This window comes from Kocuria sp. KKT182, from assembly GCF_055635395.1.
In genome coordinates this window covers 1,817,353-1,840,254 of sequence record NZ_CM145757.1, presented here as the reverse complement: position 1 = coordinate 1,840,254, position 22,902 = coordinate 1,817,353, and the positions used below count along the sequence as shown (strand labels likewise).

The 22,902-nt window shown below is 74.3% G+C and carries 16 protein-coding genes and 2 tRNA genes; 8 read left to right on the top strand and 10 right to left on the bottom strand.

Annotated elements, in window-relative coordinates; all coding sequences use genetic code 11:
* Nucleotides 1–35 precede the first annotated feature (35 nt).
* From ACZ2G1_RS08475 to tadA, 9 genes are all read right to left on the bottom strand, one after another.
* Complete coding sequence (locus tag ACZ2G1_RS08475) at nucleotides 36–1,565, bottom strand: stealth conserved region 3 domain-containing protein (protein WP_470377690.1); 1,530 nt, start codon at nucleotides 1,563–1,565, stop codon at nucleotides 36–38.
* A 127-nt stretch (nucleotides 1,566–1,692) separates the two neighbouring features.
* Nucleotides 1,693–2,535, bottom strand: coding sequence for a DNA-formamidopyrimidine glycosylase family protein (locus tag ACZ2G1_RS08470; protein ID WP_109268501.1), 843 nt, complete (start codon nucleotides 2,533–2,535; stop codon nucleotides 1,693–1,695).
* Between the two features lie 27 nt (nucleotides 2,536–2,562).
* Nucleotides 2,563–7,581 (bottom strand): Lhr family ATP-dependent helicase, encoded by a 5,019-nt coding sequence (locus ACZ2G1_RS08465; protein ID WP_470377689.1) that lies wholly within the window; start codon nucleotides 7,579–7,581, stop codon nucleotides 2,563–2,565.
* The gene (locus ACZ2G1_RS08460) at nucleotides 7,571–8,425 is read right to left on the bottom strand and encodes a DUF4232 domain-containing protein (protein WP_470377688.1); all 855 of its coding nucleotides are present in this window, start codon (nucleotides 8,423–8,425) and stop codon (nucleotides 7,571–7,573) included. Before ACZ2G1_RS08460 ends, ACZ2G1_RS08465 begins: the two co-directional genes overlap by 11 nt.
* A gap of 142 nt (nucleotides 8,426–8,567) precedes the next feature.
* Complete coding sequence (locus tag ACZ2G1_RS08455) at nucleotides 8,568–11,438, bottom strand: FAD-binding and (Fe-S)-binding domain-containing protein (protein WP_017833917.1); 2,871 nt, start codon at nucleotides 11,436–11,438, stop codon at nucleotides 8,568–8,570.
* An 85-nt stretch (nucleotides 11,439–11,523) separates the two neighbouring features.
* Nucleotides 11,524–11,850: a 2Fe-2S iron-sulfur cluster-binding protein gene (locus ACZ2G1_RS08450; protein ID WP_017833918.1), complete on the bottom strand. Its 327-nt coding sequence runs from the start codon at nucleotides 11,848–11,850 to the stop codon at nucleotides 11,524–11,526.
* A gap of 123 nt (nucleotides 11,851–11,973) precedes the next feature.
* Nucleotides 11,974–12,807 (bottom strand): thioesterase family protein, encoded by an 834-nt coding sequence (locus ACZ2G1_RS08445; protein WP_035927749.1) that lies wholly within the window; start codon nucleotides 12,805–12,807, stop codon nucleotides 11,974–11,976.
* 206 nt (nucleotides 12,808–13,013) lie between these two features.
* Nucleotides 13,014–13,103: transfer RNA gene (locus ACZ2G1_RS08440), tRNA-Ser, on the bottom strand.
* A gap of 29 nt (nucleotides 13,104–13,132) precedes the next feature.
* On the bottom strand, nucleotides 13,133–13,678 hold the full coding sequence (gene tadA / locus ACZ2G1_RS08435; protein WP_109221733.1) for a tRNA adenosine(34) deaminase TadA: 546 nt from the start codon (nucleotides 13,676–13,678) through the stop codon (nucleotides 13,133–13,135).
* A gap of 88 nt (nucleotides 13,679–13,766) precedes the next feature.
* Between tadA and upp the strand changes: the two genes are divergently transcribed.
* From upp to ACZ2G1_RS08410, 5 genes are all read left to right on the top strand, one after another.
* Nucleotides 13,767–14,402: a uracil phosphoribosyltransferase gene (gene upp / locus ACZ2G1_RS08430; RefSeq protein ID WP_031283230.1), complete on the top strand. Its 636-nt coding sequence runs from the start codon at nucleotides 13,767–13,769 to the stop codon at nucleotides 14,400–14,402.
* A 507-nt stretch (nucleotides 14,403–14,909) separates the two neighbouring features.
* Entirely contained in the window at nucleotides 14,910–15,734 is an 825-nt protein-coding gene (locus ACZ2G1_RS08425; RefSeq protein ID WP_035927744.1) for a winged helix-turn-helix domain-containing protein, read from the top strand.
* A gap of 96 nt (nucleotides 15,735–15,830) precedes the next feature.
* Nucleotides 15,831–16,370: a SixA phosphatase family protein gene (locus ACZ2G1_RS08420; protein ID WP_017833923.1), complete on the top strand. Its 540-nt coding sequence runs from the start codon at nucleotides 15,831–15,833 to the stop codon at nucleotides 16,368–16,370.
* Between the two features lie 53 nt (nucleotides 16,371–16,423).
* A complete protein-coding gene (locus ACZ2G1_RS08415) occupies nucleotides 16,424–17,410 on the top strand; it encodes an aldo/keto reductase (RefSeq protein ID WP_470377687.1) in 987 nt (328 codons plus the stop codon).
* Nucleotides 17,411–17,422: 12 nt separating this feature from the next.
* Complete coding sequence (locus tag ACZ2G1_RS08410) at nucleotides 17,423–18,607, top strand: FAD-dependent monooxygenase (protein WP_109242943.1); 1,185 nt, start codon at nucleotides 17,423–17,425, stop codon at nucleotides 18,605–18,607.
* 83 nt (nucleotides 18,608–18,690) lie between these two features.
* On the opposite strand, the gene ACZ2G1_RS08405 is transcribed toward ACZ2G1_RS08410, so the two are convergent.
* Nucleotides 18,691–18,766, bottom strand: a tRNA-Arg gene (locus ACZ2G1_RS08405).
* A gap of 299 nt (nucleotides 18,767–19,065) precedes the next feature.
* Between ACZ2G1_RS08405 and ACZ2G1_RS08400 the strand changes: the two genes are divergently transcribed.
* From ACZ2G1_RS08400 to ACZ2G1_RS08390, 3 genes are all read left to right on the top strand, one after another.
* The gene (locus ACZ2G1_RS08400; RefSeq protein ID WP_017833926.1) at nucleotides 19,066–20,931 is read left to right on the top strand and encodes a phosphoenolpyruvate carboxykinase (GTP); all 1,866 of its coding nucleotides are present in this window, start codon (nucleotides 19,066–19,068) and stop codon (nucleotides 20,929–20,931) included.
* Nucleotides 20,932–21,109: 178 nt separating this feature from the next.
* A complete protein-coding gene (locus ACZ2G1_RS08395; protein ID WP_017833927.1) occupies nucleotides 21,110–21,601 on the top strand; it encodes an RrF2 family transcriptional regulator in 492 nt (163 codons plus the stop codon).
* Nucleotides 21,602–21,659: 58 nt separating this feature from the next.
* Entirely contained in the window at nucleotides 21,660–22,847 is a 1,188-nt protein-coding gene (locus ACZ2G1_RS08390; RefSeq protein ID WP_470377686.1) for a globin domain-containing protein, read from the top strand.
* The last annotated feature ends 55 nt before the right edge of the window (nucleotides 22,848–22,902 follow it).

The window sequence follows — 22,902 nt, the reverse complement described above, 5'->3', positions numbered from 1 at the left end:
CGGGATCCCGCACCGGCCCCGCTCATTCTCCGCGGTCACTTCTCCCAGGGAGCCTTGATGGGGTAGTAGCGCTCCAGGAACTCCGTCATCCGCTCCGCGCGCTCGGGACCGGGCACCTCCGGGAAGCTGCCGTCGTTGAGGCAGAACATGTCGAGGTTGCGGCGAACGAGCATCTTCTCCATCTGCTGCAGCCCGGCGCGCGTGGTGGTGTCCACGTACTCCGTGCGGGCCGTCTCCTGGGTCACGGCCCGGCCGGTCAGCAGCGCGTAGTAGTGGTAGAGCGAGTTCGTCACCGAGATGTTGTCCGCCGCGCGGAAGCGGCTGGACGCGGTGCGGGCGAACTCCGCCGGGAACTCCCGCTCCATCTCGGCCACCACGCTGCGCCGCAGGGGCGCGGCGCAGTGCTGCAGGTGGCGGGTGGTGATCCGGCCGAAGCGCTCCCACAGGAGCCGGCGGTTGACGCGGGCGGCGTTCTCGAAGCCGGAGCGCTCGGCGGAGTTCTCGCCCAGGCCGATGCGGGTCTCGTTCTCCACGAACTTCGTGATCCCGCCCGGGGAGAAGAACAGCGCCGGGCCGATCGGGCGGCCGAAGAACATGTCGTCGTTGGAGTACAGGTAGTGCTCCGAGAGCCCCTCGATGTGGTGCAGCTGCGCCTCCACCGCCTGGGAGTTGTAGATTGGCAGGGCCGAGGTGTCCGCGAAGAACTCCTCGCTGCGCACGACCCGCACGCGCGGGTGCTCGGCCAGCCACGCCGGCGGCCGGGAGTCGGTGGCGATGTAGATGTTGCGCACCCAGGGGGCGAACATGTGCACCGAGCGCAGGGCGTACTTCAGCTCGTCGACCTGCCGGAAGCGGGCCTCGTGCGCGTCGCCCTCGCCCACCACGGCGTCGGCCATGTACGAGGCCCGGACCCTGCGGTACTCCTCGTCGGAGCCGTCCACCCACGAGAAGATCATGTCGACCGCGAAGTCGATGTCGATGGCGTGGTCGGCGAACATGTTCTCGATCGTGGGCCAGGTGAGGCCGAAGCGCTCCACGGTGCCGCGCACGGCCTCGGCCACCGGGACGGTGCGCCGGGTCAGCGAGTTCTCGATGGGCAGCCGGATCTCGTCCTCGCCGAACTCCCACAGCTCCACCTGCACCCCGGTGCCGGCGCCGTAGTAGAGCCTGGCCTCCGCGGAGTAGTGGGGCCGGAACAGCCGCAGGACCCGCGCGTTGCGGCGCGAGGACAGCTCGCCGTCGGCCAGCAGCTGCACGGTCTTCTTCTTGGTGTCCATCGGCTTGACGTAGTACGGCTCGCCCACGGCCGCGTCCACCAGGGCCTGCCGGAGCCGGGGCCGGTCCTTGAGGTCCACGGCGATGACGGGGCGCTCGTCGTTGCCCCGCACCAGCAGGTAGTCGACGCCCGCCGAGTCCAGGACCCCGCGCAGGAAGAGCAGGTTCTGGACCATGACGTCGTGCGGGGTCTGGTCCGTGATCCGCAGCGCGAAGCGGTCCTTGTAGCGGACCACGTCCTCGCGCTGGTCCAGGGCCGCGGCAGAGGCACGGGAAGCGGAGCGGAACACCTCGCCGTCCGTGCCGTCCTCGGGTGCCGCGAAGTACTCTGCGCCGAGCAGGGTCGTGTTGATGGTGCCTCCTCATGGTGTCGGGCCGCTGGGGCGGCGATCTCATGATAAGCCGCGGCGGCCGGACTCAGGAGGGGAGGGGCTGGCAGCGCTCGCAGAACCACACCGCCCGGTCCCGCGGCGGCCCGGGGTACGGCTCGCCGGGCACGAGCTCGGCGTCGTCGATCCGCGCCTCCCGGACCGGGGCCCCGCACCGGCGGCACGGCTGCCGGCCGCGGCCGTAGACCCAGAACTGCTCGCCGCGACGGGCCGGGCCCCCCACCGTGGAGCGCTGCGAGCGGTCCCGGTTGACGTGCAGCAGCCGGTGGGAGAGGTCCACGACCGCGCCGAGGACCGGGACCTCGGCCACCGGGGTGAAGGGGTGCAGCCGCTGGAGGAACAGGATCTCGTTGCGGTAGACGTTGCCGATGCCGGCGAGGTTGCGTTGGTCCATCAGCGCGGCCCCCACGCGCCGGAGCGGGTGGCGGGCGAGCCGGGCCAGGGCCTCCGCCCGGTCCCAGTCGGGGCCCAGCAGGTCCGGGCCGAGGTGGCCCACGAGCTCGTCCTCGTCGGCGGTGGCCACGAGGTCCAGCATGCCGAGGTCGAAGCCGACGGCCTGCGCGGCCGCGTTCTCGAGCACCGCCCGCGCCTGGTGGCCGGGGCGCCGCCACCGGGCGCCCCGCGGGTAGACGTGCCACATGCCCTCCATGAGCAGGTGGGAGTGCAGGGTGAGCGGGGGCAGGCCGTCGGGCCCGCCGTCGGTGCGGACCAGCAGGTGCTTGCCCCGCGGCACCACCTCGGTCACGGTGCGCCCCGAGAGGTCCGCGGTGGCGATCGACGGGAACCGGAGGTCGCTGCGGGTCAGGATCCTCCCGGCCAGGGCGCGGCGCAGCAGGACGGCCTGGCGGTAGACGGTGTCACCCTCGGGCACGGCCGCCCCCGGTGCTCGGGTCCGCGCTCATCGGCGCATCCTCAGGCCGCGCGGCGTCGAGTAGAACCCGCCGGCCAGCAGGGACTCCCGCACCGCGGTCTCGACGGGGCCGTGCCCCAGGACCCCGGCGCCGTTGACCTTCTCGACGGTCAGCTTGTCCACCGCGCCCCGGCGGACGATCTCGGCCACGGCGGGTCCGGCGGCGGCCAGGGCGGCCGCGTCGTCGGTGTACGCGAGCACGGTCCGCCCGCCGCGCTCCACGTACAGGGCCAGGGCGCCGTCCACGAGCACGACGACGGCGCCCGCCTTGCGCCCGGGCCGGTGCCGCCCCGCGGGCGCGTCCCGGCCGTCCGGGGCGGGCACGGACACGGGCTCCGGCCACTCGAGGGCCGCCCCGTAGGGGTTGGCGGGGTCGGTCGCGGCGAGCGCCAGCGCCACGGGCTCCTCGGCGCGGACCTGGTCGTCGGTGCTGAACGTGCGCAGGTGGTCCACCGTGGCGGCCTGCGCGAACTGGGCGGCGCCCAGGCCCTCGATGAAGTAGCCGCGGCGGGCCCGGCCCGTGTCCTCGAGCGTGGAGAGCACCTTGTAGACGGTGGCGAAGCCGCCGGGGAGCTCCTCGACCGCCACGGGGCCCTTGGTCACCACGCCGTAGCGGTCCATGAGCAGCTCCGCGGTGGCCGACGCCCGCAGCGTGGGGTCGAGGGGCTCGGGGCGCAGCATCGACCAGCGCCCGGCCACGAGCGGGGAGTCGTGGCGCTCCAGGGTGGCCGCCCGCGCCGGGGCGCGCAGCGCCCCGCCGATCCCCGGGCGGGAGGCCGCGCCGGGCCGCAGCCGGGCGGCGCCCCGGCGGGACGTGGTGCGTCCCCGCGGGGCCTGGGCCCGGTGCCGGTGGGCGGCCTGCCCGCCGGAGAGCAGGGTGCGCACGGGCAGGAAGGTGTCGTTGGTGATCAGCCCGGACCAGACGAGGTTCCACAGCGCGGTGGTCAGCGCCGGGGCGGGAACCGGGTCCCCGGCGGCGTCGAGCAGGCCCAACAGCTGCGGGAAGAACCACGCGCCGCCGGGGGCCAGGACGTCGAGGACCCGCCGCTCCAGCGTGGAGTCCAGGGCCGACGCCGCGACCTCGAGGGTCTCGGCCGGGGGCAGGGTGAGCTGGGCCGCCTCGCTCAGGTGCAGCGACACCCATCCGTCGTCGCCCGCCAGGGACCCGGCCCCGGACCACAGGATCTCCCCGGTGGCGGTCAGCTCGTCCAGCAGCTCGGGCCGGTAGTCCGCCACCCGGGCGGCGAGCACCAGCGGCTCCCAGGCCGAGGCGGGGACGGCGACGCCCGCGAGCTGGTCCACCACCGTCAGCACCCCGTCCTCGCCGCGCAGCTGGTGGCCCCGGCCCACGTGCTGCCAGGCCGGCAGGAACCGGGCGTAGACCTGCCCGGAGACGGGCTCAACGTCCCGGCGCAGCGCGGCCAGCGAGCGGCGCCGGATCCGGCGCAGCACCTCGGACTCGCACCACTCGGAGGCCGCCGGGCCGGCCCCGCCGCCGTCGGGGCGCACCGGCCGGAACTCGCCCTCGACCACGCGCCGGTCCGCGGCCAGCCGCTCCAGCGTGGTGCGCACCACGGCCGTGCCCAGCCCGAGCCGCGCCGCGGCCTCGTCCACGGTGAACGGCCCGTGGGTGCGGGCGTAGCGGGAGACGAGGTCGGCCAGCGGGTCCTCGACCGGTTCCACGAAGGCCAGCGGCACCCCCATGGGCAGGGGCACGCCGAGCGCGTCGCGCAGCCGGGAGGCGTCCTCGATCGCGGCCCAGTGCTCGACGCCGCGCAGGTGCACGCGCAGGGCGCGGTTGGCGGCCACGAGCTGCTCGAGCCACCCGGCGGCGACGTCCTCGGGGCACGCGGACTCCGGGTCCCCGGGGTCCTGGAGCCGGCGGACGGCCTCGGCGGTGGTGAGCGGGCCGAGCAGGCGCAGCAGGTCGGCCGCGCCCTCGACCCCGCGCAGCCGCCGGTCCGGGGCCAGTCGCTGCAGCTCCGCCTCCGTGCGCTCGATGACGTCGGGGTCCAGCAGCTCCCGCAGCTCGGCGCGGCCCAGGAGCTCGTTGAGCAGGGCGGCGTCGAGGGACAGGACGGCCGCCTTGCGCTCCGCCAGCGGGGAGTCGCCCTCGTAGAGGAACTGGGCCACGTAGCCGAAGAGCAGGGTCCGGGCGAAGGGCGAGGGCTGCTCCGTGGTGGTCTCGACCACCCGGATCGCGCGCCGCTCGACCGCTCGGTGCAGCTCCTTGAGCGCGGGCAGGTCGTAGACGTCCTGGAGGCACTCGCGGATCGTCTCGAGGATGATCGGGAACTGCGGGTACTTCCGGGCGACGTCCAGCAGCTGCGCCGAGCGCTGGCGCTGCTGCCACAGCGGGGAGCGCCGGCCGGGGTCGCGCCGGGGCAGCAGCAGGGCCCGGGCGGCGCACTCCCGGAACCGGGAGGCGAACAGTGCGGAGCCGCCCACCTCCTCGGTGACGATCTGGTCGAGCTCGTCGGCGTCGAAGAGGAACAGCTCCGCCCCCGGGGGCTCGTCCTCCATGGCCGGCACGCGCAGCACGATCCCGTCGTCGGCGGCCTGCGCGGAGCCGTCGAGGCCGTACCGCTCGTGCAGCCGGGCCCCCACGGCCAGCGCCCACGGGGCGTGCACGGGCATCCCGAACGGGGAGTGCAGCACCACGCGCCAGTCCCCGAGCTCGTCGTGGAAGCGTTCGACGACGAACAGCCGGTCCGACGGGACCTGCCCCACGGCCTCCTTCTGCTCGCCCACGTAGGCCAGCAGGTTGTCGGCGGCCCACTCGTCGAGACCGGCCGCGCGCAGCCGGGCGCGGGCGTCCTCCGCGGAGGCCCCGGCGATCTCGCGGTTGAACCGGCCCACCGCGCGGCCCAGCTCCACGGGCCGGCCGGGGCCGTCGCCGTGCCAGAACGGGAGCTTGCCCGGCACACCGGGGGCGGGGGAGACGATGACGCGGTCGTGGGTGATCTCCTCGATCCGCCAGCTCGAGGCGCCCAGGGCGATCACGTCCCCCACGCGGGACTCGTAGACCATCTCCTCGTCGAGCTCGCCTACCCGCCGGGAGTTCTTCCCGTCCTGCTCGCCCACGAGGTAGACCGCGAACAGGCCGCGGTCCGGGATCGTGCCGCCGGAGGTCACGGCCAGGCGCTGCGCCCCGGGCCGGCCCTCGATGGTGCCGGTCTCCCGGTCCCACACGATCCGCGGGCGCAGCTCGGCGAACTCGTCGGACGGGTAGCGGCCCGCGAGCAGGTCCAGGGTCGCGTCGTAGGCGGAGCGGGGCAGGGTCAGGAACGGGCAGGACCGGCGGACGGTGTCGAACCACTCCTCGACGTCGATCGGCCCCAGCGCGGTCGCCGCGACCGTCTGCTGGGCCAGGACGTCCAGGGGGTTGAGCGGGACCGCGAGCGGCTCGATCCGTCCCTGCAGCATCCGCTCCACCGTGACGGCGGCGTCCAGCAGGTCCCCGCGGTGCTTCGGGTAGAACCAGCCGCGCGAGACCTCGCCCACCTGGTGGCCGGCGCGGCCCACGCGCTGGAGGCCCGAGGCCGCCGAGGGCGGGGCCTCGATCTGGACCACCAGGTCCACCGCACCCATGTCGATGCCCAGCTCCAGGGAGGAGGTGGCCACCACGCAGCGCAGCCGTCCGGTCTTGAGGTCGTCCTCGATCACCGCCCGCTGGTCCTTCGAGACCGACCCGTGGTGGGCGCGGGCCAGCACCGGCGCCGCGCCCTCGTAGCGGCCGGTCTGCCGGCGCAGGTCCGCGGGCTCGGGGGCGGCGGGCCCGCGGGCCGCGGCCGGCTCCTGCCCGGCGAGGGCGGAGCGCAGCACGTCCCCGACCTGCTGGGGCGCGGAGCCGGCAGGGGGCCCCGGCGCCCCGTCGTCGCCCGGACCGGCGCCGTCCGCGGGGGCGCCGTCCCGGGGCCCGTCGTGCGGGTCCGCGTGCTCCACGCGGAACGCGTAGATCTCGTTGAGCCGCGCGGTGAGCTTCTCGGCGAGGCCGCGGGAGTTGGCGAACACGATGGTCGACCGGTTCTCGAGCACCAGGTCCACGACCCGCTCCTCGACGTGCGGCCAGATCGACGCCGTGGTCGTGGGGGCGAGGGCGTCGAGGTCGTCGTCCCCGAAGGCCGAGCCGGCCAGGGACGGCGAGGCGCTCGGCCCGCCCAGCACGGTCATGTCCGGGATGGGCACCGAGACGGTGAGGTCCCACGTCTTCTCCGTGCGCGGCGCGACGACGGTGACCGGCTCCCGGCCGCCCAGGAACCGGGCGACCGTCTCGATCGGCTCGACGGTCGCGGACAGCCCGATGCGCTGCACCGGCTGCTCCAGCAGGGCGTCCAGCCGTTCGAGCGTGAGCGCCAGGTGCGCGCCCCGCTTGGTGCCGGCCACGGCGTGCACCTCGTCCACGATGACCGTCTGCACGTCCGTGAGGGTCTCCCGCGCCTTGGAGGTCAGCATCAGGTACAGCGACTCGGGGGTGGTGATGAGGATGTCCGGGGGGTTCGTGAGCAGGGCCCGGCGGATCGCCTGCGGTGTGTCTCCGGAGCGGACGCCCACGCTGATCTCCGGCGGCTCGATCCCGGCGTGCCGGGCAGTCTGCGAGATGCCGATCAGGGGGGCCCGCAGGTTGCGCTCCACGTCCACGCCCAGGGCCTTGAGCGGGGAGATGTAGAGGACGCGGGTCCCGCGCCGCTCGCCCGCGGCGCTCGCGGAGCGGGCCTTGGCCCGCAGGGTCCCGCCGGGGGCCGGGGCGCCGCCCGCAGGGCCGGGGGCGGGCCCGGCGGCCGGCGTCCCGGCGCCGGGCGCGGCCTCCGCCACGAACCGGTCCAGGGCCCACAGGAACGCGGCCAGGGTCTTGCCCGAGCCGGTGGGCGCCACGATCAGGGCGTGGCGCCGCGCGGCGATGGCCCGCCACGCGCCCTCCTGGGCGGCGGTGGGCGCGGCGAACGCACCCGAGAACCAGGCCCGGGTGTGCTCGGTGAACAGGCTCAGGGCTGGTTCAGGCGCCAAAGCCCTGGATCTCGAGCTGGTGGATCCGCGGATCGCCGCAGGCCTCCACGGGGAAGGGGATCACGACGGACTCCGTGTTCTCGGGCGGGTAGACGCGCAGACCGGTGGCGGTCCGGGCGTCGCAGGTCGGGTGGTTGCCGGCCTGGCTGATGCGCAGGCCGGCGGTGACGGACTCCCCGGGTGCCAGGACCTGCCCGGTGCCGGGGACGGTGGCGTCCCTCAGGGCCGGGGAGCCGATCATCGTGCCGTCGGCGTCGACGAAGGACACCCCGGCGTAGCCGGCGAGCGTGCACGGGTCCTCGCCCGCGTTGGTGAGGACGACGTCCACGTGGACGGAGCCGGCGGCGCCGCCCACGGGGGCGGCCGCGACCTCGAGCCGGGAGGTGGTGCACAGGGGCGAGCCGCCGGTGCCGGTGCCCGCGGTGCCGCCGCGGGCGGCCGTGCCTTCGCCCTCCGCGCCGGCGTCGGGGGCGCCGCCGTCCGTCCGCTCCGCCGCAGCCTCGTCCGGCCCGTCGTCGTCGGCCCTGTCGTCGTCCGTCCGGTCCGCCGCCGGCCCGTCCGCGGCGGGCTCCGCCGCCGGGTTCTCCGCCGCCGGGTCCTCCGCCGGACCGGCGGTGCCCTGCCCGCCGGTCCGGTCCTCGGCCGGGGCCGTGGTGTCCTCCGTCCCGGTGGCCGGGGCGGTCTCCGGGGTCGCCGCCGAGGTCGGGGCCGGCCCGCTCTCGGCGGGGGCGTCGGCGGTGCCGGTCTGCTCCGGCTCCTCGCCCGCGCAGGCGGTGAGGAGCAGGGCTGCGGCGAGGGCGAGGGCTCCCAGGACGGGGCGGGGGGCGGGGGAGAGCGAAGACACGGGGGGATATCCTCCTCGGACGGACGTCGTGGCGTACCACGTCCCGGGAAGGGATCCCTCCCAGGTGCTTCATTCTAGGCAGGGCCACCGACACCGCTGCCGGAGGCGGCGCCCGCCCCGGCCGGGGCCGCTCCCAGCGGGGCTACCGCTCGCCGGGCTCCGCCGGGGGCAGCGCCGCGCGCATCACCTCGGCGAGGTGGACGCCGTCCGCGCCCGTGCCCTGGGCGATCTGGGTGCGGCACGAGAAGCCGTCGGCGAGCACGATCGTCCCGTCCGCCGCACTGCGGATCGCGGGGAACAGCTCCCGCTCGCCGAGGGTCTGCGAGACCTCGTAGTGGCCGGGCTCGAAGCCCCAGTTGCCCGCGAGCCCGCAGCACCCGCCGCCGACCACGGCAGTGTCCACGCCCAGCTTCGCGAGGACCTCCAGCTCCGGGCCGTAGCCGCTCATGGACTGCTGGTGGCAGTGGACCTGGCACACGGCGCCGGCGGGGCCCGCCTCGGTGGCCAGCTCCCGGAACGGCCACGCGCCGCCCTCGGCCAGGTGGCGGGCCGCGAACGCGCCGATCGTCGTCGTCAGCTCGGTGACCCGCCGGGCCCGGGGGTCGCCGGGGAGCAGCTCGGTGATCTCCTCCTGGAGCATGACCGTGCACGAGGGCTCGAGCCCGATGATCGGGTACCCGGCCTCGATCAGCGGCTCCATCACGTCCAGGGTCTGGCGAAGCACCTTCTGCGTCATCTCCAGCTGCCCGGTGGAGTGCCAGGTCAGCCCGCAGCAGACGTTGCCCATGGGCATCAGCACCCGGTAGCCCATGGCCTCGAGCACCTCCACGGCGGCCCGGCCGGGGGCGTCGGCGGAGAAGTTCGTGAACGTGTCCGGCCACAGCACCACGGACGGTCGGGCCTCGGCGGGCCCGCCCCCGGACCGCGCGGCGGGACGGCCGCGGAACCACCGGGTGAGCGGCTGCTCGGCGAAGGTGATCATCCGCCGCCTCGGCTCGATCCCGCCGAGCCGCTTGGTCAGCTCCTCGACGCCGCGGTGGGACTCGAGGAGGTTGATCAGCCGGAAGGAGAGGGGCACCTTCTCCACGATCCGCATCAGCAGCGGCATCCAGCCCATCGTGAAGTGGGCCATCGGCCGCCGGTTCCGGCCCAGGAAGGAGCTCAGGCCGTGCCGGTAGTGGTGGTGCAGGAACTCGGCCTTGTACGTCGCCATGTCCACGTTGACCGGGCACTCGGACGCGCAGGCCTTGCAGGACAGGCACAGGTCGAGGGCCTCGAGGGTCTCCTTCGACTTCCAGCCGTCCGTGATGGACTCCCCGCGCAGCATCTCGGCGAGGGACCGGGCGCGGCCGCGGGTCGAGTGCACCTCGTCGTGGGTCGCCTGGAAGGACGGGCACATGGCGCCGACGTCGGAGCGGCAGGAGCCCACGCCCACGCACCGGTTGACCGCGCTGGAGAACGAGCCGCCGTCGCGGGAGAACGCATGCACGGGCGTCAGCTCGAACGTGCGGGCGCCGGGCCCGGGGCGCACGCCCTGGTCGATGGGCTCCGGGTCCACGAGCACGCCGGGGTTGAAGACGCCGTCCGGGTCGAAGACGGCCTTGAACGCCGCGAAGGCGGCCAGGGCCTCGGGGGAGTAGATCGTGGCCAGCAGCTCGGACCGGGCGCGGCCGTCGCCGTGCTCGCCGGAGACCGAGCCGCCGTAGCGGTGCACGAGCCGCGCGGCGCGCTCGATGAACGTGCGATAGGTCGCCATCCCCTCCTCGGTGCCGAGGTCGAAGGAGATGCGGATGTGCACGCAGCCCTCCCCGAAGTGCCCGAAGGGGATGCCGGTGAGGCCCAGCTCGTGCAGCAGGTCGTAGAGGTCGCGCAGGTACTCGCCCAGGCGCGCCGGGGGCACCGCGGAGTCCTCCCACCCCGGCCAGGCCTCCCCGCCGTCGGGCAGGCGGGTGACGATCCCGGCGCCGGCCTCGCGGATCCGCCACAGGGCGCGGGCCTGCCCCGCGTCGGAGACGATCACGGAGTCCACGACGTTCTCCGGGACGAGCCCCGGCAGGGTGCGGGCGGCCGCCTCGGCCTCCTCGAGGGTGTCCGCGCCGACCTCGCAGTAGAGCCAGCCGCCGCCGCGGGGCAGCTCGCCGCCGGCGTGCTCCTGGCCCTGCCGGGTGCGCAGGGCGTCGAGCAGGTCCGCGCCCATGCCCTCGATGGTGTACACCCCGGGCACGCGCAGCTTCGGCGCCGCCGTGGCGGCCTCGAACGCGTCCTCGAAGCCCAGCACGGCCAGGGCCGTGTGGGCGGGCCTGCGGACCAGACGGACCGTGAGCTCGGTGATGACCCCACAGGTGCCCTCCGTGCCGGCGAAGGCCTTGGCGGCGTCGAAGCCCTTCTCGCCGAGCAGGTAGTGCAGCCCGTACCCGGAGACCTGGCGCGGGAACTGGCCGAGCTCGGTGCGCAGCATGGCCAGGTGCCGGTCCCGGATCCCGGTCAGCGCCCGGTCGATCCCCGGCTCGGAGGTGCCGCCCTCGTGCAGCTCCACCACCCGGCCGTCGGCGAGCATGACCTTCAGCGAGACCAGGTTGTCCGCGGACGTGCCCCACGCCACGGAGTGGGAGCCGCAGGCGTTGTTGGCGACCATCCCGCCGATCGTGCACCGCGAGTGCGTCGAGGGGTCGGGTCCGTAGGTGAGGCCGAACTCGGACGCCGCGGAGCGCAGCTGGTCGCAGATCACCCCGGGCTCGATCGTGGCGGTCATCGCCTCGGGGTCGATCGACAGGATCCTGTTGAAGTGCCGGGAGGTGTCGATGACCAGCCCGTCGCCGATCGCGTTGCCCGCCACGGAGGTGCCGCCGCCGCGGGAGACCACCGACCAGCCCCGCTCCTTCGCCAGCGCCAGCAGCTCGCGGACCTCCTCGACGCTGCGCGGCTCGGCCACCGCCTCGGGCAGCCGCCGGTAGATCGACGCGTCCGAGACGTAGGCGGCGCGGGTGGTGAGGTCCTCGCGGATGTCGGTCATGGTCCACTTTCCTGCGCGCCGGCGAGGCCGGTCCGTCCGGGGTCTGGTCAGGGCTGGCGGGGGCGTCCCCGCGGGGACGGGGGGCTCACCACTCGGGGGCGATGGTGACCTCGGCGCCGTCGAGCTCCTCCGCCCACTCGACCTGGCAGCTGAGCCGGGAGGTGTCGTGGCGGGTGTCGTCGAGCATGTCGAGGAGGTCCTCCTCCTCGTCGTTGATCTCGTTGGCCTTCGAGAAGGAGGTCTGGTCGAGGTAGGAGTGGCAGGTGGAGCAGGACGCGTTGCCGCCGCAGGTCGCGAGGATCGGGTACTTGTGGCGGGTGAGGGCCTCCATGAGGCTCTCGTAGTCCTTCCACTCGACGCCCTCGGTGCGGTTGCCCTCGCGGTCGATCACGGTGATGTTGATGCTGCTCACTGGGTGTCCTCCTCGGGGCGCGGTCGCCCCTGGTCTCGACGTCGGAAATCCCGCCCCATTGTACGGTCGCGCGGCGGCGCCCACCGACGGGCCGGGGCCCGCGCCCGGCCCGTCCGGCTCGGCTCAGCCGGAGACCGGGAGCGGCCGGATCGTCAGGGACTGGGCGACCTGGCCCAGGTAGCCGGCCTCGTCGTGCAGCGCGGACTCGGTGAGGCCCACGCCGGTGTCGCCGAAGGTGACGTGCGTGTCGAGGCCCACCCACGGGGAGACCGGCTCCCGGACCAGGTGCACGCTCAGGTCCACGTTGGGGAAGACCATCTCGTCGGGGCCCACCCGCACGGCGATGCCGTTGGCGGCGTCCACGGCCGCCAGGAACCGCGCCGTGGTGGAGGACTCCTCCCCGGCGACGACGGCGTGCGGCGCGCGCAGCCACATGGCCGCCCGGCCGGGCCGGTGCTCGCGCACGGTGCGGCCCTCGAGGGAGGCGATGTAGCCGCCCGGCCACCGCCCGGTCATCGTGGCGGGCAGGGCGTCGCCCACCGGCGGCAGGGCCTCCCGGTGCGTGCCGGCGGTGTCGGCGGTCTCGCCCCGGAGCAGCCGCCACACGCTCAGCCGGATGCAGGAGCGCCCGGCGTGGCTCATGGTGGCCTCGACCAGCTCGATGGTGCGGCCCGGGCGGACCACGCGCGTGGTCACCTCGACCTCGCCGCCGGGGATGAAGCCGAGGATGTCGTAGGAGAAGCGCACGGGCAGGAGGTCCGCGCGCGGGTGGTCGGCCTCCACGGCGTGGGCGAGCAGCCCCGAGGCGGCGCCCATGTGCTGCTCGGCCTCGCTCCACGCGCCCTGCGAGTGCAGCGTCGAGCGGAACCGGGTGCGGTCCAGCCGCACGAAGTACGCGTCCGGGTACTCCTCCCCGTCCGCTCCCAGGTGTCCGACTGCCTGCGCCGACGTCGTCATGCTGCCCCTCTTCCGTTTCCGTCCGGGCCCGCCGCACGGCGGGCGTGGTGATCGCCACCACGGTATCCAACGGCGGCCCGCGCTCCCCGCCGCCGGCCGCCCCGGGCCGGGGCCGTCCACGTCCTCCGGGGGCGCCGGACGGGGCGGGACCGGCGGGCGGGCATGCGGAAGGCCCCGGATCCCTCAGGACCCGGGGCCTTCCCGACTGGCGGTGACGGAGGGATTTGAACCCTCGTTGGCTCTTACACCAAACATCATTTCGAGTGATGCACCTTCGGCCGCTCGGACACGTCACCAGCTCGCAGTACTGTACCGGCTGGCGAGCTCAACCGCCAAAACCCGCGGGGCCGGCGGGACCGGGAGCGGCGGGCCCGGCGCTGTCGTCCCCGCCGCGCCGGTGCTCCGCGAAGAAGTCGAGGAGCAGCCGGGAGCACTCCTCGGCCAGCACGCCGCCGGTCACCTCCACCCAGTGGTTGAGCCGCCGCTCCCGGAGCACGTCGAGGACGGAGCCGGCCGCCCCGGCCTTGTCGTCCCACGCGCCCAGGACCACGCGGGGCACGCGGGCCAGGACGATCCCGCCCGCGCACATCGCGCAGGGCTCGAGGGTCACCACCAGCGTGCAGCCGTCCAGCCGCCACGAGCCCAGGGCGCGGGCGGCGTCGCGCAGCGCCAGGATCTCGGCGTGGGCGGTGGGGTCGCCGTCGGCCTCCCGGCGGTTGCGGCCCCGGCCGACCACCGTCCCGTCCGGGCCGACCACGACGGCGCCGATCGGCACGTCCTGCGTCCTGAGCGCCGCCCGGGCCTCGGCGAGGGCCAGCCGCATCCACTCCTCCGCCCGGGCCTCGGAGCGGGTGCGCGGGGGCAGTGCCATGCGGTTCTCCTCCTGGGCGGGTCGCCGGGCCGGGCGGGGTCCGGCGAGGGGGCGGGGCGCCCCCGTGGCCCGATGGTAATTTTGGTCCATGCGAGTGACCGTTCTCGACCACCCATTGGTGGCACACAAACTGACCGTGCTCCGGGACAAGAACACCACGTCCCCGGTGTTCCGCCTGCTCGTCGAGGAGCTCGTGACGCTGCTCGCGTACGAGGCCACCCGGGGCGTCCGCGTGGAACCGGTGGAGATCGACACGCCGGTCACGCGCACCACGGGCGTGGGGCTGTCGAAGCCACGGCCGCTGGTCGTGCCGATCCTCCGTGCGGGCCTGGGCATGCTCGAGGGCATGACCCGGCTGATCCCCACGGCCGAGGTGGGCTTCCTCGGCATGGCCCGCAACGAGGACACCCTCGACATCATCACCTACGCCGAGCGGCTGCCCGACGACCTCACCGGCCGCCAGGTCTTCGTCCTCGACCCGATGCTGGCCACGGGCGGGACGCTGCGGGAGGCGATCAAGTTCCTCTACCGCCGCGGGGCCGAGCAGATCACGTGCGTCTGCCTCCTGGCCGCCCCCGAGGGCCTGGCCGCCCTCGAGGAGGAGCTGGGGGACTCCGAGGTCAACATCGTCCTGGCTGCGAGGGACGAACGGCTCGACGAGAACGCCTACATCGTCCCGGGCCTCGGGGACGCCGGGGACCGGCTCTACGGCGTGGTCGACTGACCGCCGTCCCGTGACACCGCAGACCACGCGCTGAAAAGGCCCGCCGACGTCCTCGGCGGGCCTTTTTTCGACCTCCGGCCACGTGTTCACATCGTGAGACGAAGAGTTCACCGACGAAGCCGTCTTGACAACAGGATCGGGACCTGCTTGAGGGGCGGAAAAGCCCCCGGATGGTCCCAGAGGTCTGATATCCCGGGGGTCGGACGGAAAACGGCATCACAGCCGCAAGGTGAAGGAGGTTCATTTTGGCGGAGCACTTGGACAGCCGTCGTTCGAATCTCGCATCGTGAGATAACGCCTCGAATATTACTTGCGGGATCCAGGGGGCTGGTGGACCATGAGAGCAACGCCACTGTCAGGAATTTGCCAGCTTCGCGGGGACCCTCCCCGACCACCACGGAGCGGGCCGGTTCGGGAGCTGGGAGCGGCGGGGCCGTTCCGAGGGGCGGATCGACTCAGGCGGACGGAACCTCGTCCGCCGCACGACGGAAAGACGAGGGGCACCAGATGCCAGGCACACCGGGATACGTGCACATTTCCCAGCGCAACCGCACGAGCGAGGCCCGTGCTGTCCGCGGTCCGGCCGCGGCCCCCGAGCGGGGGCAGACCGCCCCCGCCGACTACCGCAGCCTCCGGAGCACGATCGGCCCCATGTCGGCCGCGCCGGGCGAGACCCCGCTCCCCACCCGCCTGCAGCGGGACACGGCGCCGCGTCCGCAGGTGCAGGAGAACGAGGCGCGCGGGTTCGTGATCTACGTGGGTCTCGACGAGGAGACCGCGGCGGCCAGCGGCACCTCGCTGGTCAAGATGGTCCAGAGCATCCGGGCGTACGCCCAGCAGCTGGTCCCGCAGGCCGACTCCTACGCCGCCGTGGCGCTGGCTCCCGCCAACACCGCCGGCACCGACCTCGAGGTCGTGCGCAACGCCCTGGGCGACCCCACCTCGGGGGCCGTGCGGCCCACGGCGCCCGCCGCGCCCGCGCCGGCGCCCGAGACGAAGACCAGCCAGTCCACCGGGGTGCTCATCGACCTCTCCCGCCGGGAGGTCTTCCTCGACGGCGGCCTCCTGAACCTCACGTTCAAGGAGTTCGAGCTGCTGAACTACCTCGTGGAGAACGGCAGCCGGACCGTGGGCCGCCACGAGCTGCTGCACAGCCTGTGGCGCGACTCCGAGGAGGTGCCCAACGAGCGGACCATCGACGTGCACATCCGGCGCCTGCGCTCCAAGCTCGGCCGGCTCGCGAACACCGTGCGCACCGTCCGCGGCCAGGGCTACCGCTTCTACGAGCACCCCGAGGTCGTCGTGTGGGCGGCCCCCGAGTACTCCATCTGATCCGCGTCCCCGATCCGTGCAGGCCCCGGTTCCGTCCCGCGACGCGGAGGAGCCGGGGTCGCTCCGTGCCCGGCGGACGCGTGGCATCATGAACCGATGACCCGCCACGACCGGAAGAAGCTCGTCCTCATGCGCCACGCGGAGGCCGAGCACCCGTGGGGCGTGGCCGACCACGACCGCCCCCTGGACCGCGGCGGGGCCGCGGACGCCGCCGCCGCGGGGCGCTGGCTGCTGGCGAACGGGCACGTGCCGGACATGATCCTGTGCTCGAGCGCCCTGCGCGCGCGCCAGACCTGCACGTGGGTGTGCAGCGAGCTCGGCGACCTCGCCCCGACCGCCCGGCTCGACGAGTCCCTATACGCGGCCCAGGACAGCCGGATCATCGCGGTGCTCAACCACGTGCCGGACACCGTGGAGTCCCTGCTGCTCATCGGCCACCTGCCCGGTCTGCGCGACGCCGCCCTCCGCCTGGCCACACCGGACTCCGACTACGACGCCGTCATGGCCCTCGCCGACGGCTGCCCCACCTCCGGGCTGGCGGTCCTGGAGGTTCCCGGCACCTGGGCCGGACTGGACGGCGCCGACGCCCGCCTGGTGGACTTCACGGTGCCGCGACCGTCCGCGGGAGACCGCTGACCGGCGGTCCTCCGGGCGCCGGCGCGGCGGCCGGACCGACGAAGGAGCACTGGATGCGACAGATCGAATTCACCCCGTCCGGGGACCGCGTGGGCGCGATCGGGTTCGGGGCCATGGGCCTGAGCTGGGTCTACGACCGGCACGGGCTGACCGAGCGGCGCAAGCACGAGGTGCTCGGGCTCGCGGTGGACCTCGGCATGAACGTGGTGGACACGGCGGTGCTCTACGGCGGGGGAGCCAACGAGGAGCTCGTCGGCGCCGCCCTCGCCCCGCGCCGGGACGAGGTGTTCCTCTGCTCCAAGACCGGGCTGCGCGCGGCCTCCCTGGAGCCGCCCCGGACGGAGCGCTGCGGGCACCCGGACGAGGTGCGCCGCTCGATCGAGGACAGCCTGCGCCGGCTGCGCACCGACGCGGTGGACCTCTACTACCTGCACCGCGTGGACCCCGACGTGCCCCTCGAGGACACCTGGGGCGCGATGGGCGAGCTCGTGACCGCGGGCAAGGTGCGCCACCTGGGGCTCTCCGAGGTCAGCACGGAGCAGGCCGAGCGGGCGCACGCCATCCACCCGGTCGCGGCCGTCCAGTCGGAGTACTCCCTGTGGACCCGCAACCCCGAGGGGTCTGGCCCCACCGCCGACGGGGACCCCTCCGGGGACGTCATCGGGTGGTGCGCCGAGCACGGGGCGGTGTTCGTCCCCTTCTCCCCGCTGGGCCGCGGCTACCTCTCCGGCGCCCTCGCGGGCCGGGAGTTCTCCGGCTCCGACTTCCGCTCGCGCAACCCCCGGTTCACAGCGGAGGCCATGGCTGCCAACGAGGACGCTGTGCTGGCGCCCCTCCGCGAGGTCGCCGGCCGGCACGGGACCTCGCCCGCGGCGGTCGCGATCGCCTGGACCACGGTGCGCGGCGAGCACGTGCTGCCGATCCCCGGCACCACCGACCCCGGCCACCTGCGGGAGGACGCCGCGGCCGCGGACCTGCGCCTGACGGCCGAGGACCTGACCCTGCTGGACGGCGTGGCAGCCGTCGGCGACCGGTACTGAGCGGCGCCGGCCGTGCGCGCGGTCGTCTGCGGGGCGGGCATCGCGGGACTGGCCCTGGCCGGGTGCCTGGGCCGGCGGGGCTGGGACGTGGTGGTCCTGGAACGGGCGCCGCGCCCGCGGGAGCAGGGCTACATGATGGACTTCTTCGGCCCCGGCTGGGACGCCGCCGAGGAGATGGGCGTGCTGCCGGCGGTCCTGGAGCTCGGCTACCGGGTCGAGCGGCTCAGCTACGTGGACGACCGCGGCCGCGACCGGGCCGGGCTGCCGTTCGCCCGGTTCGCCCACGCCCTCGACGGGCACTTGGTCAGCGTGATGCGCCCCGACCTCGAGCGGGTGCTGCGCGAGCACGCCCGGGGCGTCGCGGAGCTCCGCTACGGCCGGCGCGTCGCCGGGGTTCGGCAGCGGCCCGGCGGGGCGGGCGCGGTGCTCGACGACGGCACGGTGCTCGACGCCGACCTGGTGGTCGGCGCCGACGGGGTGCACTCGGCGGTGCGGCGCTCCGCGTTCGGGCCCGAGGAGCGCTTCCGCCGCTGGCTGGGCCTGCACACGGCGGCGTTCGTGGTCGACGACCCGGAGGCGTGCCGGCAGGTCGGCGACCGCTTCTGCCTCACGGACAGCATCGACCGGGCGATGGGGTTCTACGGGCTGCGCGACGGGCGCCTGGCGGTGTTCGCCGTGCACCGGGCCGCCGCGCCGTCCCTGCCGGCCGACCCCCGGGAGAGCCTGCGCGCCGTCCACGGCTCGCTGGGCTGGATCGTGCCCCGCGTCCTGGCGGCCTGTCCCGGCGGGGACCGGCTCTACTACGACCAGGTGGTGCAGGTCGAGCTGCCGCGGTGGAGCAGCGGCCGGGTCGTGCTGCTCGGGGACTCGGGCCAGGCGGTGTCCCTGCTGGGCGGCCAGGGCGCCTCGCTGGGGATCGCCGGGGCGTGGCTGCTCGCCGAGCGGCTCGACCGCGCCGGATCGGTCGAGGAGGCGCTGACGGGCTGGGAGCGGGTCTGGCGGCCGGTCGTGGCGGAGAAGCAGCGCGTCGCCCGCGGCGGGGCGCAGTGGTTCCTGCCGTCCTCCCGCGCCCGCCGGCAGGTGCGGCGCCTGGCGCTGCGCCTGGCCGCCCTCCCGGGCCTCGACACCGTGGTGACCCGCGGCCTCGTGGGGCGCGCCGGGGGAGACGTCCGGGCGCTCACCGCGGCCCCGGCCTGAGCCGTCCGCGGCCCGGGCCGCAGCGGCCGGGCACGAAGAAGCCCCTCACCGGCGTCTCCGCCGGTGAGGGGCTCTTTCGTGGATGGTGCGCCCGAAGGGATTCGAACCCCCAACCTTCTGATCCGTAGTCAGATGCTCTATCCGTTGAGCTACAGGCGCATCGGCGTCCCGGCGTCACCGCCGTTCAAACCGGACATCACTCTACATGCGGCCCCCGGCTGCGCAAAATCCGGGGGCGCCCCGCCCGGCACCCGGCGCGACGGGCCGCGGCGCGCGTAACCCTGCTGGGGCGGCCGGGGCCGGGGCGATACGATGGACCCACATCACAGTAGAGACCGGCCGCCCACCTCCACGCCGCTCACTGTGGGCCCGGTGACACCGGGTCGAGTGTTCGACGACGAGCACCACCACGAGAGCCCCGGGCGGTCGGCGGACGGCCTCAACGAGGAGACATGTCAATGGCTGACAACCCCACTGCAACGACGGAGACCACCGGGCTGAACGAGGCTGTGAAGGACGCGCTGGACAGCGCGCCCACCACCCATGCGCACCTCCTCTCGTGGGTGCGGGAGATGGCGGAGCTGACCCAGCCGGACCGCATCCACTGGGTCGACGGCTCGGAGGCCGAGTGGACGCAGCTCACCGACGAGCTCGTGGACGCCGGCACCTTCGTCCGCCTGGACGAGGAGAAGTTTCCCAACTCCTTCGCCGCGTTCTCTGACCCGGACGACGTCGCCCGGGTCGAGGAGCGCACCTTCATCTGCACCAAGACCGAGAAGGGGGCGGGCCCCACCAACAACTGGGAGGACCCGGAGGTGATGCGCAGCTCCCTGCGCAAGAAGTTCCGCGGCGCCATGCGCGGGCGCACGATGTACGTCATCCCCTTCGTCATGGGCCACCTGGAGGCCTCGCGGCCGAGCTACGGCGTGGAGATCACCGACTCCGCCTACGTGGTGTGCTCCATGCGCATCATGGCGACCATCGGCACCCCGGTGCTGGAGAAGATGACCGAGCAGAACGGCTTCTTCGTCGAGTGCCTGCACTCGCTGGGCGCCCCGCTGGCCCCGGGCGAGCAGGACGTGCCCTGGCCCTGCAACCCCGCCAAGTACATCGTGCACTTCCCCGAGGACCGGGCCGTCTGGTCCTTCGGCTCCGGGTACGGGGGCAACGCCCTGCTCGGCAAGAAGTGCTACGCCCTGCGCATCGCCTCCGCCATCGCCCACGACGAGGGCTGGCTTGCCGAGCACATGCTCATCCTCAAGGTCACGAACCCCGAGGGCAGGAGCCGGTTCATCTCCGCGGCCTTCCCCTCGGCCTGCGGCAAGACCAACTTCGCGATGCTCGAGCCCACGCTCGAGGGCTGGAAGGCCGAGATGGTCGGCGACGACATCTCCTGGATCCGCTTCGGCAAGGACGGCCAGGCCCGGGTGACCAATCCGGAGGCCGGTCTGTTCGGCGTGGCTCCGGGCACGGGGTGGCCCACCAACCCCAACGCCATGCGCGCCATCGCCCGGGGCAACACGATCTTCACCAACGTGGCGCTCACCGACGACGGCGGCGTCTGGTGGGAGGGCATGACGGACGAGACGCCCGAGCACCTGACCGACTGGAAGGGCCGCGACTGGACCCCGGAGAGCGGCCGTCCCGCCGCGCACCCGAACTCGCGCTTCTGCACCCCGATCAAGCAGGCCGACATCCTCGCCCCCGAGTACGACGACCCGGAGGGCGTGCCGCTGTCCGCGATCGTCTTCGGCGGCCGCCGCAAGACCACCATCCCGCTCGTGTCCCAGTCCTTCGGCTGGGAGCACGGGGTGTTCCAGGGCGCCACGCTGTCCTCGGAGACCACCGCCGCCGCGAAGGGCGCCGTGGGCGTCGTCCGGCGCGACCCCATGGCCATGCTCCCGTTCATCGGCTACAACGCCAACGACTACCTCGAGCACTGGGTCGAGGTCGGCGAGCGCATCGGCGAGGACGACATGCCGAAGGTCTTCTACGTCAACTGGTTCCGCCGCACCCCGAGCGGCGGCTTCGCCTGGCCGGGCTTCGGCGAGAACTCCCGCGTGGTCAAGTGGATCTTCGACCGCCTCGAGGGCACGGCCGGCGGCCGGGAGACCCCGATCGGCATCGTGCCCACCAAGGAGGACCTCGACCTCACCGGCCTGGACGTCTCGGACGAGGAGCTCGAGGCCGCCCTCAAGGTCGACGTCGAGGAGTGGCGGGCCGAGCTGCCCAGCATCGACGAGTGGTTCCACCGGCTCGGCCACGTGCCCGAGCCCATCCTCGAGCAGCGTGCCGGGCTGGAGGACCGCCTGAACCAGGCGTGATCCCCGTCCCGGGGTGCTGCGGCGCCCCGGGGCCGGCGGTCGGACGAGGGGTCTCCCGTGCCGGGAGGCCCCTCGTCCGTGTCCGCCGTCCGCGTGGGACAATGGGGGCGCTCCCGCGGCCGGCCGGGACGCGCGAGGTCTCGGAAGGAGCCGCCATGAGCGACCGGAGGACCCCGCCGTGCGGCTGACCGCGTTCTCGGACATCGCCCTGCGCGTCCTGCTGCTGACAGGAGCCGTCCCCGAGGGGGAGAAGCTCACCACGCGCGCCATCGCCGAGGGCGTGGGCGCCCCCTACCACCACGTGACCAAGACCGTGGGCCGGCTGAGCGGGCTCGGGCTGCTGGCCTCGAGCCGCGGCCGCACCGGCGGGGTGTCGATCACCCCCGCCGGCCTGGACGCCACCGTTGGCTCGCTCCTGCGCGAGCTGGAGGCGGGCTCCGCGATGGTCGAGTGCGAGTCGGCCGGCGGCGACTGCCCGCTGGACCGCGGGTGCCGGCTGCGCCGCGCCCTCGCGGACGCGCGGGAGGCCTTCTACGGCGCGCTCGACGACGTGCGGGTGCGGGACCTCGTGAGCGAGCGGCAGGTGGGCCCGGTGCTGGTGTCCATCGGGCTGCGCCCGCCCGAGCCGCCGGCGGCCACCGCGGGGGGCGCGCCGCCGCCGATGACGTAATCAAGCATTTGAGATGCTACTTTTGAGGAGTCATCCACCGGCTCCCCAGGAGGCAACCGTGCTGTCCGACCAGTCCCGTCCCGTCATCGAGCAGACCATCGGCGTCGTCGCCGAGCGCATCCCGTTCATCACCCCCGAGTTCTACCGGTCCATGTTCGAGGCGCGCCCCGATCTGCTGGACGGCATGTTCAGCCGCTCCAACCAGAAGAACGGGACCCAGGCGCAGGCCCTCGCCGGCTCCATCGCGATGTTCGCCTCCTGGCTGCTGACCCACCCCGAGGGCTACCCGGACGAGCTGCTCTCCCGCGTGGCGCACAAGCACGCGTCCCTGGGCGTGCTGCCCCAGCACTACCCGATCGTCCACGAGCACCTCTTCGGCGCGATCGCCCGGGACCTCGGCGACGCCGCGACGCCCGAGGTCGTGGCCGCCTGGGACGAGGTGTACTGGCTGATGGCCGACGCCCTGATCAAGATCGAGGTGGGCCTCTACGCGGGCCAGGCGAACAGCGTGGTCTTCGCCCCGTTCCGGGTCGCGGCCAAGGAGCAGACCGGGACCACCACCACGGCGATCACCCTCGAGCCCGCCGACGGCACCCCGATGACCCCCGCGGTGGCCGGCCAGTACGTGACCGTCGAGGTGCGGATGCCCGACGGCGTGGACCAGCCGCGGCAGTTCACGCTGGTGCCCGGGCCCGAGGGGACCCGCCGGATCGCCGTGCGACTCGACGAGCGCGGCGAGGTCACCCCGGTGCTCTGCCACGACGTGCAGGTGGGCGACGTCCTGCGGGTCTCCAACCCCTACGGGGACGTGGTGCTCCCGGAGGGGGAGGGGCCGCTCGTGCTGGCCTCCGCCGGCATCGGCGTGACCCCCATGCTGGCGTTCCTGGACCGGCTCGTCCGCCAGGAGTCGCAGCGGCAGGTCCTCGTCCTGCACGCCGACCGCTCGGCGGAGGACTGGGCGCTGCGCGAGCTGCACGAGATGCTGGTCGCCGAGCTGCCCCACGCCCGCCTGGAGACCTGGATGGAGACCCCGGGGGACGGCGACCACGACGGGTTCATGGACCTCGGCGCCGTGCGGATCCCGGCCGACGCCCAGGTGGTGCTGTGCGGCCCGCTGCCCTTCATGCAGGCCGTCCGCTCCGCCGTGATCGCCCAGGGCGTCCCGGGGCGCAGCGTGGCCTACGAGATCCTGGGCCCGGACCAGTGGATGCTCCACGACGAGGCGCGCGAGACCGCCGCGGTCTGAGCGCCCGCAGCGCACGGGGCCCCGCCGGACGGCTCGTCCGGCGGGGCCCCGTTGC

Bases quoted from the DNA above. Each gene is read 5' to 3' on its own strand.
- ACZ2G1_RS08400 (WP_017833926.1), top strand. From the start codon at position 19,066: ATGGCTGACAACCCCACTGCAACGACGGAGACCACCGGGCTGAACGAG.
- ACZ2G1_RS08445 (WP_035927749.1), bottom strand. From the start codon at position 12,807: ATGACGACGTCGGCGCAGGCAGTCGGACACCTGGGAGCGGACGGGGAG.
- ACZ2G1_RS08455 (WP_017833917.1), bottom strand. From the start codon at position 11,438: ATGACCGACATCCGCGAGGACCTCACCACCCGCGCCGCCTACGTCTCG.
- ACZ2G1_RS08420 (WP_017833923.1), top strand. From the start codon at position 15,831: ATGACCCGCCACGACCGGAAGAAGCTCGTCCTCATGCGCCACGCGGAG.
- tadA (WP_109221733.1), bottom strand. From the start codon at position 13,678: ATGGCACTGCCCCCGCGCACCCGCTCCGAGGCCCGGGCGGAGGAGTGG.
- upp (WP_031283230.1), top strand. From the start codon at position 13,767: ATGCGAGTGACCGTTCTCGACCACCCATTGGTGGCACACAAACTGACC.
- ACZ2G1_RS08415 (WP_470377687.1), top strand. From the start codon at position 16,424: ATGCGACAGATCGAATTCACCCCGTCCGGGGACCGCGTGGGCGCGATC.
- ACZ2G1_RS08425 (WP_035927744.1), top strand. From the start codon at position 14,910: ATGCCAGGCACACCGGGATACGTGCACATTTCCCAGCGCAACCGCACG.